Below are 17,568 nucleotides of genomic sequence, written 5' to 3'. Positions count from 1 at the left end.
GTGTCTCCGACGTTAGAGGGTGCAGCTTAGTTAAGGTTTAGCCACGGGCGCTGATTTTTGCGCGTGCCCGGCTTGCTGCGGCACGCACCTGAGCTGGCGCGGTGCCACCCAGATGATTGCGGGCGTTCACGGAACCTTCCAGGGTCAGCACTTGGAATACATCGTCGGTGATTATGTCGCTGAACTGTTGCAGTTCCTGCAACGACATCTCCGCCAGATCCTTTTTCTGTGCCACGCCGTAGCCAACGGCTTTACCCACGATTTCGTGAGAGTCGCGGAAGGCTACGCCTTTTTTCACTAAATAATCCGCCAGATCGGTGGCTGTTGAAAAACCTCGGCGGGCCGCTTCGCGCATGTTGTCTTTCTTAACCTGAATAGCAGGCATCATGTCGGCATAGGCGCGCAGGCAGTTGAACAGGGTGTCCACCGTGTCGAACAGGGGTTCTTTATCTTCCTGATTGTCTTTGTTATAGGCCAGGCACTGGGATTTCATCAGAGTCAGCAACGAGATCAGGTGGCCATTAACCCGGCCGGTCTTGCCCCGTACCAGTTCGGGTACATCGGGGTTTTTCTTTTGCGGCATGATGGAGGAGCCGGTGCAGAAACGATCCGGCAGATCCACGAAATCAAACTGGGCGGACGCCCACAGCACCAGTTCCTCGGAGAAGCGGGACATATGGGTCATGGCCAGCGCTGCGGCAGAGCAGAATTCAATGGCGAAATCACGATCGCTGACGCCATCCAGTGAGTTCTCGCAGATTTCATCAAAACCCAGCAGTCTGGCGGTAATGGAGCGGTCGATGGGGTAGGTGGTGCCCGCCAGCGCAGCAGAACCCAGAGGCATGCGGTTAACCCGTTTGCGACAATCCACCAGGCGCTCATAATCACGGAACAGCATTTCGTTCCAGGCCAGAATGTGGTGGCCAAAGGTTACCGGTTGTGCGGTTTGCAAATGGGTGAAGCCGGGCATGATGGTGTCCGCTTCCCGCTCGGCCAGATCCACCAACCCGGTTTGCAGGCGGGTGAGTTCGCAGAGAATCGCGTCAATGGCGTCGCGCAGGTATAGGCGGATGTCGGTGGCTACCTGATCGTTACGGGAGCGACCAGTGTGCAGTTTCTTGCCGGTGATGCCGATGCGCTGGGTGAGGCGCGCTTCGATGTTCATGTGCACGTCTTCCAGCGCCACCGACCATTCGAATTCGCCATTGCGGATCTCCAGGCGGATGGCTTCCAGCCCCTCGATGATGGTGGTTTTCTCTTCCTGGGTCAGTACGCCGACTTCTGCCAGCATGGTGGCGTGCGCGATGGAACCGTTGATATCCTGCTCGGCCATTTTCTGATCGAAGTCCACGGAGGCGGTGAAGACCTGTACGAAGGCGTCGGTGGCTTCGGTGAAGCGGCCGCCCCACTGGATATTCTGGGCAGGTTTGTTTTTGGAAGAGTCAGACATGGAGAATCCTGTTACCGGTAAATTACGCTCTGCCAAATCGAGTTTGGCGTATACTGAAGGGCAGGTGTTGTATTAGGCGCTGCCCCAGAAATTCGAAGCCGCGAGTATATCACGCAGTTACACACAAACCATCACCAGCCATAAGGACCGCCCGGGTAATGAGCAGACCGAGCATGACTCAACAGGAGCAGGAGGAAAACTTCTTTCTGCCGGATCTTTGCGATCGTCAATCGGTGTTCTTTCTGGTGCTGATTGCCGAGCTGTTTTCTCTGGTGATTGTGCTGGTTGGCAGCAGTTTAATGGCATTCGATTGGATGCAGTTGGGGCTGGTGTCGCTGTTTGTGCAGTGGGTGGCACTGTCCAGTGCGGCGATTCTTTGTAAGCTGAGGGGCTATCTGCGCAGCCTGCCGCAGCAGCGGGCGGTATTGCTAAGCTACCTGCTGATCCCTGCTAATACCTGGCTGATGAGCGTGCTCAGTCAGGTATGGTTCAGTTTCAACCCGCAAGGCTCACTGCTGGCGATCGTATTCTCCAATTCTGTGCTGACGCATGTGGTGATTGCCGCCATCATTGGTGGTCTGGTGATTCGCTATTTTTACCTGCAGGCCATGCTGATTGCCCGTCGGCAGTCAGAATTGCTGCACCGTATACAGGCATTGCAGTCTCGTATTCGGCCGCACTTTTTGTTCAATAGCATGAATATCATTGCCAGCTTGATTGAAACCGATCCTCGCACTGCTGAAACGGTGGTGGAGGATCTTTCTGCCTTGTTTCGGGCCAGCCTTCACCATGTGGGCAATCAGGTGCCGTTGGATGAGGAGTTCGAACTGTGCAATAAGTATCTCAATATCGAAAAGCTGCGCCTGGGTAAGCGCCTGGATGTGCAATGGGATATTCGCTCTGTACCTAAAGAGGTGATGATTCCGTTGCTCACCTTACAGCCTCTGCTGGAAAACGCGGTATTGCATGGGGTGCAGCCGTTGCCGCAAGGGGGGATCGTGGAGATTCGCGCCAGTTACTCCCATGGGGTGTTTGAGCTGACGATCACCAATCCTTTTGTGGAAAAGGGGGCTGATGTGGAATCCGGCGGCAACCGGATGGCCCTGGAGAATACCCGCAACCGGTTGGCGGCCCTGTACGGTGATCGCGCCAAACTGACCGGGTATGCCGAAGGTAGTCGGTATATCACCCGGTTGTCGTACCCTTATCCGGTTAAAACAGGTTGAATCTGGCCGCATAAGTATACAGAGTATCCAAAAAGGTTGAATTGGTGCTCTATTTTGGCTCCGGATCCATGCTAAGGTTATCAATATGACGAAAAGCTCACCTGATTCGTGCACCCAAAATAAGAGAACAATAAGAGAAGTGTGGTCCGATGATTCGAGTGTTGATATGTGATGACGAGCCCCTGGCTCGTGACCGTATGCGACGAATGTTGGAGAAAATCCCAGCAACCCTGTGTGTCGGGGAGGCCGAAAATGGCCAAGAGCTGCTGGAGATGGTCCCCCGAGTGCATCCTGAACTGATTCTGCTGGACATCCGTATGCCCGGTATGGACGGCTTGCAGGCGGCCTCCCGCCTCAGTGATGGTGACAACCCCCCTGCGATAATATTCTGTACTGCCTACGATGAGCATGCCATTGAAGCCTTCAAAGTGAATGCGGTGGATTACCTGCTGAAACCCGTGCGCCAGGAAGACCTGGAAGGTGCCCTCAGCAAAGCCAGCCGTATCAATAAGGCGCAGATGAGTGCCGTGCGCAAAGAGCTGGGCGAAGAGCATGACCCTGACAGCAGTGAGCGGGAATACATCAGTGCCCGCAGCCGTCGCGGCATCGAGCTGATCCCGGTGGCGGATGTGCGTTATTTTCTTGCCGATCAAAAGTACGTCACCGTGCGCCATAGTCAGGGCGAGACCTTGCTGGATGAAACCCTGAAGGATCTGGAAACCGAATTTGGCGAGCGCTTTTTTCGCATCCATCGCAATGCACTGGTGGCGCTGGACTACGTTGAGGGAATGGAGCATAAGGGCAGCCAATATCAGCTTAGAATACAGGGTATAGCCGAGCGTTTGACCGTCAGTCGGCGCCATGCCTCGGCGGTGAAGAAGCTGCTTCAAAGGCTCTGATGTGATAGGGTTGCTGCCATAGATATTGAGGCAGAACCCTATGACAGACAACGTATTACGTATCGCCACCCGACAAAGCCCCCTGGCCCTGTGGCAGGCCGAATATGTTAAATCCAAACTGGAGCAGGCCCACCCCGGCCTTCGGGTTGAGCTGTTGGGTATGAAAACCCGCGGTGATGTGATTCTCGACACGCCGCTGGCCAAAGTGGGGGGCAAAGGCCTGTTTGTTAAAGAGCTGGAAGTCGCCATGCTGGAGCAGCGTGCCGACATCGCCGTGCACTCCATGAAAGATGTTCCGGTGGAGTTTCCACCAGGACTTGGTCTGGTGGTGATCTGTGAGCGGGAAGATCCCCGCGATGCTTTTGTTTCCAATCATTATGAATCCATAGACGACTTGCCTCAGGGGGCGGTGCTGGGCACCTGCAGCCTGCGCCGTCAGGCCCAGGTGCGTGAGCGGCGTCCGGACCTTAAAATTGTCGACTTGCGGGGTAATGTTAATTCTCGCCTGGCCAAGCTGGATGATGGCCAGTTTGATGCCATTATTCTGGCTGCGGCCGGTTTGAAGCGTCTGGGTTTTGATGAGCGCATTCGTCGCGCCATGCCTGCCGAGGAAAGCCTGCCAGCGGTGGGGCAAGGCGCGGTAGGTATTGAATGTCGTCTGGATGATGCCCATACCATTGAATTGCTGCAGTGTTTGAAGCACGCAGACACCACCACGCGGGTGGCGGCGGAACGGGCCATGAATAATCGTCTGGAGGGTGGTTGTCAGGTGCCTATTGCCGGTTATTCTGTGCTCGAAGGCGATCAAATATGGCTGCGCGGGCTGGTGGGCGAACCGGATGGGTCCAAAATTGTACGTCATGAGGTCCGTGGCCCTCGCGATCAGGCAGAGGCTCTGGGCCACGAGCTGGCGGACGAGCTGCTGCGGCAGGGGGCCCGCCTGATTCTGGATCGGTTGTATCAGTCCGAACCATGAGCGAGTCGTTAACGGCAAGTCTCGACGGCGTTACCGTGGTGGTAACCCGGCCTCTGGATCAGGCTGCTGCCCTCCGGGAGCCCTTGTTGCAGGCTGGGGCCGAAGTCATCAGTTTGCCGACGCTGCAGATCGAGCCGATTGAGATCGGCCCGTTGCAGCGCAATCTGATACTGGATCTGGATCGATACGCCTTTGTCATCTGTGTTTCCTCCAACGCTGCGCGGCTGGGGTTGGATGCACTGTCGGATTACTGGCCTCAGTGGCCGGTGCAGCAGCAATGGTTGGCGGTCGGGCCTGCCAGTGGTGAGGCCATGTCAGGGTGGGGACTGAATCTGAAAACCGCCCAGCAGGGAGCCACCAGCGAGACTCTGCTGGATTGGCCAGAGTTGCAGGATCTTACCGGGCAGCGGATTTTGATCCTGCGGGGTGAAGGGGGCAGGGAAACACTGGCAGATACCTTGCGCCAGCGGGGTGCGCACGTGGATTATCTTGAGTTGTATCGGCGGGTTAAGCCCACGGTGGATACAGCTCCCTTGTTGCAGGCCCTGAGGGGCGAAAGGGTGATTCTCACCGTGACAAGCGGTGATGGATTACGTAATCTCATGAGCATGGTGGAGGGGGATGTGGCCAGTCTGCAACGCTGTCCACTGGTGGTTGTGAGCGGACGCCTGGCGCAATTTGCCCGGGAACAGGGTTTCCTGCGTGTATGGCAGGCAGACAGCCCCGCCGCCTCTGATATGATTGCAACCATTAAGGCCATTCAACACCGGGATTGATAAGGCAAACAGGAACTCCATGACCGAACAGAACCAGGGCGACAACCATAACGCAGTACCGTCCACCGACGTGGTCGCTTCCACTGCTCCCCAGTCCGTTCAGGACAAAATCAAGCGCTCTGAACAGCCGTCCAAGGCCAGCTCGGTGCCGGCACGTTTGGGTTGGCTGGCAAAAACAGTGCTTGCCCTCAGCCTGCTGCTGGCTGTGGCGGCGGCCGGGCTTGTGGGTTACCAGTTCTATCAGTCTCAGCAGGATAAGTTGGTGTTGCTGTCTGAGCGCGAGGCGGTATCCCGTGCTATGCAGTCCCGCGAAACCCGCCTGGATAAACTGCAAGGTGAGGTGGTACAGCTGACCCAGCAACTCAAGCAGGAGCGGGATGCGATCAAAAGCGCCAATCAAAGCCGTGAATCGTTGCAGTCACGCATTTCGGTGCTGGAAAAAGACATAGCCGCCATCAGCGGCGCTCACCGAATTGACTGGATGTTGAGAGAGGTGGAACACTTTTTATCCGTGGCGGAGCAGCGCCTGACATTGCTGGGCGACGCGCGTGGTGCGCTGGCACTGATGTCGGAAGCGGACGATATTGTTCGTGCCATGCAAGAGCCCAAGGCACGCACGCTGCGGGAAGCCATGGTCAAAGATATTCACAAACTGAAACTGGCCTCGGAAACCAGCGTCGATGTGGAAGGGATATTTCTGCGCCTGAGTGCACTCAGTGACCGTGTGGTGAAGCTGGGTATCCCCAGTTTTGAGCTGAAGCAGGAGCCCATGACGGCGCAAGCCGGAGACGTGCTGCCCGAAGACGGTCTGCCGTTGTTCTGGTATCGCTTTAAAAAGTTTCTGGCCTCGCTCTACGACTATCAGAAACATCCCAAGGGGCGTCCTATCACCCTTACAGAAGATCGTGAATTCCTGGCCCGTAATGTCATTATGCTGTTGCAGCAGGCTCAGTTGGCGTTGTTGCGGGGGGATAACCAGGCTTATCGGGTCAGTCTTACCGGTGCGCGTGAGCGAGTGGAAATGTACATTCACCAACAAAGCGGTGAAACCCAGTTCTTTGTCGCTGAAATCAGCGAATTGCTCGCTGTACAGCTACGCCCACCCATGCCTACCCTCGAGGAATCATCCCGCGCCGTGCGGGTATTTCGTGACTATTGGAACAAAGAAAAGCTCATACGTGAGCAGCAAATCCTGAAGTTGCAGAACGAGACTGGTCAGCAGGAGTTCGCTCGGTGAGGTCGCTACTCAATCTGATTCGCATCAAGGGCTCAACCATCATGTTTCTGGTGATGGGCAGTTTTGTGGGCGCACTGTTCTTCAAGGCAGTGGCAAAAGATCCGGGCTATATTCTGCTGGCCCATGGTAAGCACACCTTTGAAACCAGTTTGCTGGTGGGGATTTTGGTGGTGGTGGTGTTTGCCGTTCTGTTGTACTGGCTGGTGGTCATTGTGCGGCGCTTGACCAGTCTGAGCCTGTTCCGCAGTAGCAGCAATAAGCTCACCACCGATGGCTTGATTGCCCTGGCCCAAGGTGACTGGGCCAATGCTGAAAAGCGCTTGGCGAAAGCCGCCCGAGGCAACGATGTCCCCTTGATTAACTACCTTACAGCGGCTCAGGCCGCCCATGAGCAGGGCAAGGATGACGCACGGGATCAGTATTTGCGATTGGCCCACGAATCCACCAAGGGGGCCGATGCGGCGGTCAGCCTCACCAAGGCCCGCCTGCAGTATCAAAGTGGGCACTGGGAGGAGTGCCTGGCAACGTTGATGAAGCTGTCGCGGGATGCCAAATCCCCCAGTTATCCTTATGTGATCAAAATGCTGTCCAAGGTGTATGTGGAGCTGGAAGACTGGGAAAGCTTGCGGGAACTATTGCCCGCCATGAAGAAACAGAAGGTGGTCAGCGAAGATGAATTCAGTCGTTTGGCACGGCTATGCTACGAAGGCAAGTTGAAAAGGGCGGTGCGCGGCGAATCGAATCAGGATAAACGCAAAAACCTGAAAGATGCCTGGCACCAGATTCCCAAGAAATTTCACACTGAGCCATCCCTGGTAAGAATATACGCAGAGGGCCTGATTGCAGCCGACGCCGGAGCAGACGCGGAACGGGTGATCACTGACCTGCTGCGCAAAAACTGGGATGATGGGCTGGTGCAGGTCTATGGGCAGGTCATGGGCGGCGATGTGGAAAAACAGATGCTGTGGTGCGAAAACTGGCTCAAGGAGCGTCCTAATAATCCAATGTTGCTGCTGACCATGGGGCGGCTCAGTCTGCAGCTCAAGAGCTGGGATAAAGCCCGCAGCTATTTTGAAGCCAGCCTGCGATCTCGTAAAAGCGCTCAGGCTTACGGTGAGCTAGGCCGATTACTGAGTCACATGGGGGAGCCCCAAGCCAGTAATGAGCACTTCCAGTCCGGGCTGGCGATGATTGCCGAACGCCTGCCAGACCTGCCGATGCCGGATTCCCCCGAGCCGTGATGATTTTTCGGCGCGCAATCTGAAATCTAATGTGGTGCCGGTGGTGTTAAATCCTGAAGCAGCCAACCGGCTATTGCAGAGTGTTGCCCGCCGTATCCTGCACCGTAACATTCACCGGAATACCCTGACGAATACTTTGGGTCACCACACAAAAATCCTCAAACTGCTCCAGTGCTGATGGCAGATGGGACAGGCTGTCTGGGTTTGCCACCTGCATGACGACGTCCAGTTTGCCGATCCGCCAACGGCCGTCAATGCGCTCCAGTTGGCCGGTTACGGTGGCCTGTATGTTGCCAGGCTGATCCTTCTTTTTGCGTAGCGCGAACAGCAAGCTGGCGCACAGGCAATTGCCAACGGCAGCGGCAACCATGCGAGCGGGGTTGGGGCCTTCCCCTTTGCCCAGAGGCGGGGGCTCATCCGTCAGCACATCACCAAATTCACCAAAATCGATCTTGAACAGGTAGTCTTCCATCAATTCCAATCGAATGCTGAACTGGTTGTGATCACTCATGACAAATTCCTTGCCGTTTTAACGCGGGGCGTAATCGAACACGTCCGAAATCATCTGTTCTGGTTGCATGCCTGCTGCTACAAAATCATCAAAAGTCGCATACACCATGGGCGGTGAGCCGCCACAGATAATAGACCAGTCGCTGAAATTACCTTGCAGATCATCCAGCACCGCTTTGTGAACTAAGCCACTCCGCCCTGGCCATTCCGGGTGGTCTGACACCACAGGGATGTAGGTGATATTGCTGTGTAATTGTGACATGGCGAGCATTGCGTCGTGCTGATACAAGTCATTAGCAGAGCGGGCCCCCCAGTATACGGTTATCGGGCGTGGGTCGTTGGCGGCGGTCAGCCCTTCCAGCATGGCCTTGATTTGGGAGTAACCGGTACTGGCAGCGATCATCATCAGTTTTTTTGCATGCTGCATTTTGAGCAGGGTTGTTTCCCCATGGGGCAGGCTTAGTTTGAGTATTTCGCCGGTCTTCAGGCGACGTTCCAGCAGTGGGTAGCTGTCACTGTCGTTGGTGGCGCGGATATGCAGTTCCAGGGTGCGATCGTTGCGCGGGGCACTGGCAATGGAGAAGGCTGCGCTATTCTCTGAATCCAAAACCACCTGCAGGTATTGGCCTGGATAGAAGTCCACTCTTTTGCCTGCCGGCAGTCTCAGTGTCACCACCTTGACGTCCTTGCTGGCTTGGTGGATGTCCGTAATTTGGGCGCTGACTTGGTGGGTGGGTAATTGTCCCGGTGCTAACACGCGCTCTATCTCCAGTTGCAAATCGGTAAGGGGAAGCAGCAAACAACAGAATACAGGTTCAATCGGGCCGTCGGAAGCGTCCACAATGTTGTTCAGGTGTTTCAGTCTGGCCTTGCCTGTTACTAGTCTGGCCGCACACAGTTGGCAGGTACCGGCATCACAGGCACGAGGTACGCGTAAGCCCTGGCGGGTAGCCGCATCCAATACTGTTTCGGATTCATCGACCAGACAGCGAAGCTGACTGGGTAGAAAGGTGATCTGGTGTGCCAAGTCTGATGTGCCATTGACACATGGCCGGTGGTTTTAAGCACCGGCCATGTTGAATACGCTATTTGCGCTTCATGGAGTCGAAGAACTCTTCGTTGGTTTTGGTATCGCGCATCTTGTCGATGAGAAATTCCATGGCAGCGATTTCGTCCATTGGGTGAAGAATTTTGCGCAGAATCCACATCTTCTTCAATTCGTCTTCGGTGGTCAGCAGATCTTCGCGACGGGTGCCGGAGCGATTGATGTTGATGGCGGGGAATACCCGTTTCTCAGCAATGCGACGATCCAGATGCAGCTCCTGGTTACCGGTACCTTTGAATTCTTCGAAGATTACCTCATCCATTTTGGAGCCGGTATCCACCAGCGCAGTGGCCAGAATGGTCAGGCTTCCGCCTTCCTCGATGTTACGGGCGGCACCGAAGAAACGCTTGGGGCGCTCCAGGGCGTGGGCATCCACACCACCGGTCAATACTTTACCCGATGAAGGAATCACCGTGTTGTAGGCACGGGCCAGACGCGTGATGGAGTCCAGCAGGATAATGACGTCTTTTTTGTGCTCAACCAGTCGTTTGGCCTTTTCCAATACCATTTCGGCCACTTGAACATGACGTGAAGGCGGCTCATCGAAGGTGCTGGCAACCACTTCGCCACGCACAGTGCGGCGCATCTCGGTTACTTCTTCAGGGCGCTCGTCGATCAGCAGGACAATCAGATGACAATCAGGGCTGTTGCGTGTGATGGACTGGGCAATATTCTGCAGCATCAGCGTCTTACCGGCCTTGGGGGGCGATACGATCAAGCCGCGTTGGCCTTTACCGATGGGAGCCACCAGATCAATGGTCCGGGCGGTGATGTCCTCGGTACTGCCGTTGCCTGTTTCCATAATCAGACGTTCCTGTGGGAACAGTGGCGTCAGGTTTTCGAACAGGATTTTGTTTTTGGCATTTTCCGGGCGATCAAGATTGATCTCGTTGACCTTCAGCAGCGCAAAATACCGCTCTCCCTCTTTGGGCGGACGAATTTTGCCGGAAATGGTGTCGCCAGTGCGCAGATTGAAACGGCGTATTTGGCTTGGAGATACATAGATGTCATCAGGGCCGGCCAGGTAAGAACCCTCGGCGGAGCGGAGGAAGCCAAAACCATCTTGGAGTATTTCCAGTACACCGTCGCCGAAGATGTCTTCGCCGCTTTTGGCGTGCTTTTTGAGAATGCTGAAGATTACGTCCTGTTTTCGAGTACGAGCCATGTTTTCCAGGCCCATTTCGGTAGCGACGTTAACAAGTTCAGCAATTGGTTTTGTTTTAAGTTCGGTGAGATTCATTTCCGTGGAGGTCATATTTGATTGATTATTTAAAGGTAAGGAGAGCCAAGACCCGGCGGATACAGGGCGAGTCGGGCGCTATTATAGAGACTCATGCGTTTTGAATTAGGAATTGCTGCTCCAAAAAACAGGAGCAATAAAGTCAATCTAGCACTCGCTTGCCAAGGCGTCCAGCATGTCGACATCAAACACGTTAATTGATGAGCGATTCTTCACAGCGTTTGTTTATGGGTTGAAAGAGGTGAGGAATCGACGAGATGCTTGGAATTGCTCTCCGCGTTGCGCTTTCAGCTTGTTAATAAGAAGTTGAAGACACAAACACGACAAATGGAACCCCGACCCGTGAAGATCGGGGCAGGGGGTATTATATATTACTGTCTAGGAACGCTGTCAATTGCGATTTCGATAAAGCACCCACTTTAGTGGCTTCTACGTTGCCATTTTTGAACAGCATCAGGGTGGGAATGCCACGGATACCATACTTTGGCGGGGTATCGGGGTTGTCATCAATATTTAATTTGGCAATTTTGAGCTTGCCATCATATTCACCGGAGATCTCGTCCAATATGGGGGCGATCATTTTGCAGGGGCCGCACCACTCTGCCCAGTAATCCACTAGCACCGGGCTGTCGGATTGAAGTACCTCAGCGTCAAAAGTGCCGTCAGTTACATTTACGATGTTGCTCATTGGTCTCTCCAGTTTTGCCATGGCTGTCGTCGTTGCGATCAGCTATGGACCCTATAGTAATGCTTTAATCGCCTGATTGTACGTTTCGTGATGGGGAGTTTCAATCGCGGTTGTAAGGCAATTCACGCTGTCGTCATCACATTATGGTGTTATTATCTTGAGATGTAGCTTACGACATCATTACAACTTTTGCAGCTTCACCTTGGCTGCACTGAGAGTGGATGCCCCGCCTTGACCCAGAATTCCAATCCGATTGATTCCGAAACCCCACAGATGGCCGCCATTGATATGGGCTCCAACAGCTTTCACATGGTCATTGCCCGCACCGAATGCGGTGAAGTGCGCCCCATTCAGAAGATCGCTGAGAAAGTCATGTTGGCCACCGGTCTGCAGGATGATAACACGCTGGATCAGGAGGCTTTGGAACGAGGCCTGGACTGTCTGCGTCGATTTGCCCAGTGCCTGCAGGATATTAACCCCAAAATGGTGCGCTGTGTGGGTACCAATACACTGCGTAAGGCCAGCAACGGTAACGAGTTTCTGCGCCAGGCTCGCAAGGTGCTGAATTGTCCGGTGGAGGTGGTGAACGGTCGCGAAGAGGCCCGTCTCATCTATTTGGGTGTCTCGCATTCTCTGGCCCACGATGACGGCCATCGCCTGGTGTTCGATATTGGTGGTGGTTCCACTGAATTTATTATTGGCAAAGGGTTTGATCCTGTTCTGACAGAAAGCTTGCATATGGGGTGTGTGTCCTATCGGGAGCGCTATTTTGCAGATGGTAAAATTACGGAGCAGGGTTTTCGCAAAGCGGTGATTCGGGCGCGGTTGGAGTTAACCTCCCTGGAGCGAAGCTATCGTGATTTGGGCTGGAATTCTGTGGTGGGTGCATCTGGCACCGTGAAGGCTATCAAGAACGCCATGATTGAGAATGACTGGTATCAGGATGGCATTGATCTGGATGGTTTGTATAAGTTACGGGATAAGGTGCTCAGTTACGCTACCTTGGAGGACATTGATATCGCAGGGATCAAGGCAGATCGGCGTTCGGTGTTGCCCAGTGGCCTGGCTATTATGATTGCGATTTATGAGCAGCTGGGTGTGACCAAGGCGCGCTTTTCCGATGGGGCCATGCGAGAAGGCATTCTGTATGACATGCTGGGTCGGCATGCGGCAGAGGATGTGCGGGAACGAACAGTGCGGGCACTGATGAAGCGCTACAGTGTGGATGAGGCGCACGCCGAGCGTGTGCAGAACACGGCCATGGAGCTGTTTCATCGGGTGGAGAAGGATTGGGATCTGGGAGAGTTTTGTCAGGGCTGGTTGAAGTGGGCTGCGCTCTGCCATGAGGTGGGGCTGGTGGTATCTCATTCCGGATTTCACCGACATGGCGCGTATCTGCTTACCTACTCGGATCTGCCGGGTTTTACCCGTCAGGATCAGAAAATCATGGCAACGCTGGTGTCCTGTCATCGTCGCAAAATCAGGCCCGCTCAGTTAGATGATGTGTTGCCTCACCTGCTGGAGAAAGTGCGCAGGCTGGTGCTGCTTATGCGTCTGGCGGTGGTGTTCAATCGTTCCCGTCGTGACGGTGCGCTGCCGGCGTTTAGCATTGCGGTGGCAGGTGATAGCGTGAAGCTGACTTTTGAAGCCGACTGGATCAACCAGCAGCCCCTGCTGTTGGCGGATCTGCAGCAGGAGCAGGATATCTGGAAGAAGATTGATTGCACGCTGGAGTTTGAGTGATACCTTGCTGCCTCGATTACTGATCAGATGAGGCAGTCAGTTGTGCTTTTAACTCCGGGCGCTTTTGCAGGGCCAGGCTGCGTATCTTTTGCAAGTCCTCATCGGAATACACGCCATTCACGCCGGAGATCGAGGCCAGCTGCATGCCGTGTTTGATGCCCAGTTTGTAGATCTCACGTACCTTTTCCCATTCAATGTTGCGGCCCAGCGTGAAGTTCTCGTAGCGGCCTTCCAGTGCCAGCACGATGGTTTCTGCCAAGCAGGCGTATACCACGTTTTTCGGCAGGCCGATGTCCTTCATATGGACGTCGCCGGGGAGGCGGATTTCGCCTGATTCAATCACCAGTACATCGGGCCGTTTAGCGACATCTTCGGGCGGTATGTCCAGTGGTCTGGCAACGTCGGTAATGACGCAGCCGGGTTTCACTTGCATGATGTCGAGAATCTTTTTTCCTGCGCCGGAAGTGGCGGTTACGATCATGTCCATATCGCCCAGGTGTTTGTCGGCTTTGGCGGTGACGTGGACGTTGGCTCCTGGGCTTTCCTGTTGGATGTCTTCTTTCAGGGCTAACAGTTTGGCAGGCTCGGGTGCCACCAGATAGATTTCATCGGCGGCTTTGGCCAGCAGGCGGGCGCAAACCGAGCCGATGGCGCCGGTTGCTCCTACGATCATGGCTTTGCCTGCCATTTTTCCACTGCTGCCGATCTGGACTAAGCCCAGTTTGTGTACCGCGTCATGGGCTGCCCACAGCGCGCCGGATGCACTGTAGCTGTTGCCGGTGGTAATGGGCAGCGGTGCGCGTTTAGCCACGGTGATGCCGGCATCCCCCACTACTTTGGTGAAGGCACCCAGCCCCATGATCTGGGCACCCAGTTTTTTCGCCATGTCTGCGGCTGCCAGCAGGCGGCGATAGGTGAATTCCGGGCTGTGGGCCATGATCTCTTTGGGGGTGCCGCCTACGGATATCAGCCAGCCTTCGGCTTCTGCACCGGTGGGGGAGGCGATGCCGGTAACCCGCGAGTAGATGAATGGTGGGGCGTAGGCAATGATGCGTTCCAGTGTGTTCATGACCACAGGCGGTGATACCTTGGATACCAGATCCAAGGGTTTTGCATTACGAAAATACTGTTGCGACAAGGGATGAATGACGAAAGCGAAGCGGCTGGTGCGTTTAAAGCCGTTGGGGTAGAGGGTGCGCGGCTCCAGCTCCAGATCGGTAATGATTTCCAGCAGGTCGTCATCGGTGACCCGTTCGCGCTGCTTGCCGACAGCCGCCATGATCATGGCTTCCATGACCACAATGCTAATGGTTTGATCTTTAAAGGGCTGAGGTGAATAGTCCAGCACCATATTAACGCCCTTTTCCTGCAGGTGATGCAGGCGCTGCTCTGAGACAGCCGCTGTGATCACCGTTTTTCCTGCCAGTTCTTCCAGCCCGTAGCGTTCCAGCTCTTCATAAAATGCAACGACGACATCGGCCTTATGCATGGCCTTGCGCATGATGTAGTGATTCCATTCCTTAATGGGGGCCACGCTGGGAGAAAGCACGTGGGGTGGAGTCCAGCGCAGAATCTGATGGCTGCCTTTGGCGAACAGTTCCAGTGCTTCGAACGAGGATAGAAACTTGGGTACACCCAGTTGCAGAACCGGGTCACCAAAACGCAGGTTTTCGGTGAACTCGGTCAGAACGCGAGCGGTACGATAATGGTTCATGCCGCTGAAAATCAGTACGTTACTGTTGTTGAAGAAGCCTTTCAGGCTGTTTTGTGTGTGACGTACTGACCACTCTTGCAGGATTTCCCGCAGTCGTGTGCCGCTGGTAATGGGAATGTCCTGGCTGAGGCCTTCCAGTCGGTTGATCAGCTTTTGCTGCAATTCGAAGGTGCCGACCCGTTGATGATCCCTCAGGCCTTCCAGCGCGATGGCGTCGGCCTTGTACTGCCATTGTTTGATCAGCAACTCAGCTTGTTTGGTGTCCTTGTCCACGCCGATGCGCTTGATGTGAAACTCTTGCCCTAGAAATTCTGCAGTGAACTCATAATCCTGTTCTGAGCATTCCAGGCTGATACTGATGATGGTTTTCATTGGGCATTCCCTGTTTGAATTCTTTTCGAGGATTCTATCCATAGATGGATTGCTAGTGTGTCACTCAGATCAATGTTTGTCGTGGCTGAGAAAATTAGGTTACGTTTAAATCAACTGACTTCAAAAGTGGTAGGGTTCAGTGATCGGTGGATGTTGTGATCATGAGCGCATGGACAAAAACGTGCCGGTAATAAAAAGGGCGATCAGTGGTAAGCTGGCCGCCCTTGGGTTATCGATCGCTGCCGGATGGCTTAGCTCAGCTTTTCAACCAGATAGGCTTGAGCGGACAGGCGTTCTTCGCCCTCTTTGGGTTCCAGCCGCGTATAGCTGCCATCGGTGTTCATGATCCAGGCCTGATAATTATCCTTCAGATAAATTTCCAGGCCTTCTTTGTAGGCGCGAGCACGCAGTTTCTCGTCCAGTATCGGGAAGCTGATTTCCACTCGGCGATACAGGTTGCGTTCCATTAGGTCGGCGCTGGCGCAGTACAGCGAGTATTCGCCGTTACGGTGGAAATAATAGACCCGTGTGTGTTCAAGGAAGCGCCCCACCACCGAGCGGACTTCGATGTTGTCCGATACACCGGGTATGCCGGGGCGCAGGCAACAGATGCCGCGTATGATCAGTTTGATTTCTACCCCAGCCTGGGAGGCGCGATAGAGTTCCTGTATGACTTCCTGATCGGTAAATGAGTTGCACTTGAAGATGATTTTGGCGGGCAGGCCATTGAGTGCGTTATCCCGTTCCTGGCGTATATGTTGTACCAGCAGTTCCTGTTGCAGGGTGAACGGGGAGTGATACAGGTGTTTCAGGGTTGCCGGTTTGCCCATGCCGGTGAGTTCCTGAAATATCTTATGGGTATCTTCTGCCAATTCCTCGTTACAGGTCAGCAGGCTGTAATCGGAATACAGGCGCGCATTGCCAGCGTGATAGTTGCCGGTTCCCAGATGTACATACCGTTTCAGCTTGGCGCCTTCTCGGCGCACCACCAGCATCATTTTGGCGTGGGTTTTGTGGCCCACGATGCCGTACACAACCACCACCCCGGCCTCCTGCAGGCGCGCGGCGATTTCAAGGTTGCTTTCTTCATCAAAGCGGGCGCGTAACTCGACAATGGCGGTGACTTCTTTGCCATTACGGGCCGCCTCTACCAGTAAATCCAGAATTTCTGAGTTGGTGCCGGTGCGGTACAGCGTTTGCTTGATGGCCACCACATCAGGATCGCGCGAGGCCTGGCGCAGAAAATAGATCACCGGTTGGAATGATTCGTAGGGATGGTTCAGCAGAATGTCGCCACTGTTGATGGCAGCAAACATGCGATCACTGCGCTGCAGGTCGCTGGGCAATTTGGGTTTGAAGGATGGAAATTCGTGGTGCGGCTTGGCCACGTCCAGCACTGACATCATGCGGGTGAGGTTAACCGGGCCATTGACCTTGTAGATTTGCGTATCGTCCAGGCCAAATTTGTTGAGCAGAAAATCGATTAGCTCATCGGGCATGTTGTCCGCCACTTCAAGCCGTACTTCTTCACCATAGCGGCGTGAATACAGTTCACCCCGCAAAGCGGTGGAGAGATCCTCTACTTTCTCTTCATCCACAAACAAATCGGAGTTGCGGGTCAGTCGGAACTGATAGCAACCGGTGGATTTCATGCCGGGGAACAGGTAGCCGGCATGGTAGTGAATGATGGATGACAAAAAGATAAAGTTATCGCCGCTTTCGCATACCTCATCCGGCATGCGGATGATCCGGGGTAGGGATTTGGGGGCAGGTACCACGGCCAGGCCCAGCTGGCGGCCGAAGGCGTCGTTGCCTTCCAGGGTCACCAGAAAGTTGAGGCTTTTGTTCACCAGGCGGGGAAACGGGTGCGCCAGATCCAGGCCGATGGGGGTGAGCACCGGTGCCACCTGTTGGCGAAAGTAGTGCTTGATCCACTGTACTTGAGGCGCGGTCCAGCTGTCGCGGGCGATAAAGTGGATGTTTTCCTGTGCCAGCAGGGGTAATAGTTCATCATTGAGCAGGCTGTATTGGCGCTCAATAGCCGCATGACACTTGTCGCTGATGATCTTCAGCACCTCTTTCGGGTGCAAACCATCGGACTCCGGGCGTGCCTGATTAAAGGCGATGTCCCGCTGCAGACCGGCCAGACGCACTTCAAAGAATTCGTCCATATTGCTGCTGAAAATCAACAGAAACTTGAGCCGCTCCATTAACGGCAGGGTGGTGTCTTCCGCCTGGGCCAGTACTCGCAGGTTAAATTCCAGCAGGCTGATGTAGCGGTTGGTGTAATAGGCGCTGTCGTTCAGGTCGATGGTGTTCTCGACCGGTTCGGCGCTTTCGTTAGCCGCTTGGCTGGTGTCTGGTATGGGTGCAGTCTGTTTTGTGGTCATA

General features: G+C 54.6%; 14 protein-coding genes. 7 read left to right on the top strand and 7 right to left on the bottom strand.

Translation table 11 applies throughout. The features are described from left to right. Positions 1-37: 37 nt before the first annotated feature. A complete protein-coding gene (gene argH / locus Kalk_RS09165) occupies positions 38-1,450 on the bottom strand; it encodes an argininosuccinate lyase (protein ID WP_101893942.1) in 1,413 nt (470 codons plus the stop codon). Between the two features lie 158 nt (positions 1,451-1,608). Between argH and Kalk_RS09160 the strand changes: the two genes are divergently transcribed. The 6 genes from Kalk_RS09160 (at position 1,609) to Kalk_RS09135 (ending at position 7,805) form a co-directional block, all read left to right on the top strand. Continuing rightward, complete coding sequence (locus Kalk_RS09160; RefSeq protein WP_101893941.1) at positions 1,609-2,676, top strand: sensor histidine kinase; 1,068 nt, start codon at positions 1,609-1,611, stop codon at positions 2,674-2,676. Between the two features lie 152 nt (positions 2,677-2,828). After that, positions 2,829-3,575 carry a LytR/AlgR family response regulator transcription factor gene (locus tag Kalk_RS09155; RefSeq protein WP_101896264.1) on the top strand — a complete coding sequence of 249 codons (747 nt, stop codon included), beginning with the start codon at positions 2,829-2,831 and terminating at the stop codon, positions 3,573-3,575. Positions 3,576-3,615: 40 nt separating this feature from the next. Continuing rightward, a complete protein-coding gene (gene hemC / locus Kalk_RS09150; protein ID WP_101893940.1) occupies positions 3,616-4,551 on the top strand; it encodes a hydroxymethylbilane synthase in 936 nt (311 codons plus the stop codon). After that, positions 4,548-5,327, top strand: a complete 780-nt coding sequence (locus tag Kalk_RS09145) for a uroporphyrinogen-III synthase (protein ID WP_101893939.1) — start codon at positions 4,548-4,550, stop codon at positions 5,325-5,327. The genes hemC and Kalk_RS09145 overlap by 4 nt, the downstream gene beginning before the upstream one ends. Positions 5,328-5,346: 19 nt before the next feature. Next, complete coding sequence (locus Kalk_RS09140; RefSeq protein ID WP_101893938.1) at positions 5,347-6,564, top strand: uroporphyrinogen-III C-methyltransferase; 1,218 nt, start codon at positions 5,347-5,349, stop codon at positions 6,562-6,564. Then, on the top strand, positions 6,561-7,805 hold the full coding sequence (locus Kalk_RS09135; RefSeq protein ID WP_101893937.1) for a heme biosynthesis protein HemY: 1,245 nt from the start codon (positions 6,561-6,563) through the stop codon (positions 7,803-7,805). Before Kalk_RS09140 ends, Kalk_RS09135 begins: the two co-directional genes overlap by 4 nt. Positions 7,806-7,875: 70 nt before the next feature. Here the strand turns inward: Kalk_RS09135 and Kalk_RS09130 are convergent, their stop codons facing one another. The 4 genes from Kalk_RS09130 to trxA all read right to left on the bottom strand — a co-directional run bounded on the left by Kalk_RS09130 (position 7,876) and on the right by trxA (position 11,348). Further along, on the bottom strand, positions 7,876-8,316 hold the full coding sequence (locus Kalk_RS09130) for an OsmC family protein (RefSeq protein WP_101893936.1): 441 nt from the start codon (positions 8,314-8,316) through the stop codon (positions 7,876-7,878). Positions 8,317-8,334: 18 nt separating this feature from the next. Beyond that, positions 8,335-9,342 (bottom strand): 2Fe-2S iron-sulfur cluster-binding protein, encoded by a 1,008-nt coding sequence (locus Kalk_RS09125; RefSeq protein ID WP_101893935.1) that lies wholly within the window; start codon positions 9,340-9,342, stop codon positions 8,335-8,337. 58 nt (positions 9,343-9,400) lie between these two features. Next, positions 9,401-10,660, bottom strand: coding sequence for a transcription termination factor Rho (rho, locus tag Kalk_RS09120; protein ID WP_101896263.1), 1,260 nt, complete (start codon positions 10,658-10,660; stop codon positions 9,401-9,403). 364 nt (positions 10,661-11,024) lie between these two features. Then, complete coding sequence (gene trxA / locus Kalk_RS09115; RefSeq protein WP_101893934.1) at positions 11,025-11,348, bottom strand: thioredoxin TrxA; 324 nt, start codon at positions 11,346-11,348, stop codon at positions 11,025-11,027. A gap of 231 nt (positions 11,349-11,579) precedes the next feature. Here trxA and ppx point away from each other — a divergent pair, with 231 nt between their 5' ends. Continuing rightward, complete coding sequence (gene ppx / locus Kalk_RS09110) at positions 11,580-13,091, top strand: exopolyphosphatase (RefSeq protein WP_233716857.1); 1,512 nt, start codon at positions 11,580-11,582, stop codon at positions 13,089-13,091. Between the two features lie 16 nt (positions 13,092-13,107). Here the strand turns inward: ppx and Kalk_RS09105 are convergent, their stop codons facing one another. Together Kalk_RS09105 and ppk1 are read right to left on the bottom strand one after the other, a co-directional pair. Next, positions 13,108-15,177, bottom strand: coding sequence for a dehydrogenase (locus Kalk_RS09105; protein WP_101893933.1), 2,070 nt, complete (start codon positions 15,175-15,177; stop codon positions 13,108-13,110). Between the two features lie 251 nt (positions 15,178-15,428). After that, positions 15,429-17,567: a polyphosphate kinase 1 gene (gene ppk1, locus Kalk_RS09100; protein ID WP_101893932.1), complete on the bottom strand. Its 2,139-nt coding sequence runs from the start codon at positions 17,565-17,567 to the stop codon at positions 15,429-15,431. Between the last annotated feature and the right edge of the window lies 1 nt (position 17,568).

This window comes from Ketobacter alkanivorans (assembly GCF_002863865.1).
GTDB classification, from domain to species: Bacteria; Pseudomonadota; Gammaproteobacteria; order Pseudomonadales; family Ketobacteraceae; genus Ketobacter; species Ketobacter alkanivorans.
Note: the sequence above shows the minus strand (reverse complement) of the source record. Positions and strands in the feature narration are given on the sequence as shown.